We start from the raw sequence: 1268 nt of genomic DNA, 5'->3' as shown, positions 1-1268 counted from the left end.
ATCACAACCGAAGCGCTGAAACGTATCGGAAAACTGTATGCCATCGAGGCGGAGATACGCGGCAGCCCGGCAGATGAGCGCCTGGCGGTACGAAAAGAGCAGACGGTTCCACAGATGCAGTCGATGTATGACTGGATACAGAGGCAGATGAAGGTGCTGTCGCGCCACTCGGATACGGCGAAGGCGTTCGCCTACCTGCTGAAGCAGTGGGACGCGCTGAACCTGTACTGCAGCAACGGGTGGGCGGAGATCGACAACAACATCGCGGAAAACGCGCTGCGTGGCGTTGCCCTGGGCCGGAAAAACTGGCTGTTCGCCGGTTCGGATGCGGGTGGAGAGCGGGCAGCAGTGCTGTACTCGCTGATTGGCACCTGCCGGCTGAATGGAGTGGAGCCGGAGGCGTGGCTGCGGTATGTGCTGGAACATATTCAGGACTGGCCGGTGAACCGACTGCGCGATCTGCTGCCATGGAAAGCTGATCTCACATCTGCCTGAGCGTCAATACGGTCAGTATGTGACGCTTACGTAAAACCCGGATGTTCTTTCAGATATTTATGTCTGACCAAGTCACCCGCGACGAAGTGGTGTTTCGCTGGTCAGACGGGGAACGGGCGTTCCTGCCCGAGCGGGGTGTCAGCATTAATGGCGAGGCGCAGGAAGGTGCACGCGCGCCCTACTGGGTTATTCTGGCATTCCGCCGGGGGCCGGAGGGCACTGTTATCTGCAGCGAAGGTTACGCCCATGCCCTGTTCCGGCGAGGGTGCCCGTTACCGGTCGACAGTGGGCTGGAGCGTTCCACCCTGGATGGCCTGCTCACCGTGGCCGGATGGATGGCGAAGAAACCCGAAGCACCGGCACTGAGTCTGGAAAAACCCCTGTTTGATATCGGGGTGGAGACAGATGGTGAGAAAGGCTTTGTCCTGCCGGACTTTATCGTGACGGCACAGAAAGCGGATGGGGCACTGCACACGGTTGTCATTGAGACCATGGGCTACACGGATGATGACTACTGTGCCCGGAAATCATTACAACACAAAAGTATGCGCCAACTGGGGAATCTTCAGACTGATCCGCCAGGCTGGCTCAAAAACACCGAGACAGCTTTTGAACGACAGATGTTCGGCATATTGATGAATCTGAGGTAGCTCCCGCGCATAGACTCATTTGTGGGAAATGCCCCAAGTTGCAATAAAATGTACTAGCTCAGACCTGATCTGACAGTTACCGGTTATTTATACAGGTGTCTGTCAGATTAAATCTGGTTCAGA

Annotated in this window: 1 protein-coding gene and 1 pseudogene; both read left to right on the top strand. The window is 56.5% G+C overall.

Annotated features, from left to right (window positions below; genetic code table 11):
- A partial coding sequence (locus tag ACSZO4_RS25590) for an IS66 family transposase (protein ID WP_437891888.1) occupies positions 1–495 on the top strand: 495 nt, incomplete at its 5' end.
- Between the two features lie 32 nt (positions 496–527).
- A pseudogene (locus tag ACSZO4_RS25585) lies at positions 528–1145 on the top strand (hypothetical protein); the annotation flags it as partial.
- Positions 1146–1268: the final 123 nt, after the last annotated feature.

Source organism: Phytobacter sp. V91 (assembly GCF_965644225.1).
Taxonomy (GTDB): domain Bacteria; phylum Pseudomonadota; class Gammaproteobacteria; order Enterobacterales; family Enterobacteriaceae; genus CBFFRJ01.
This window is presented reverse-complemented; position numbering and strand designations above follow the sequence as displayed.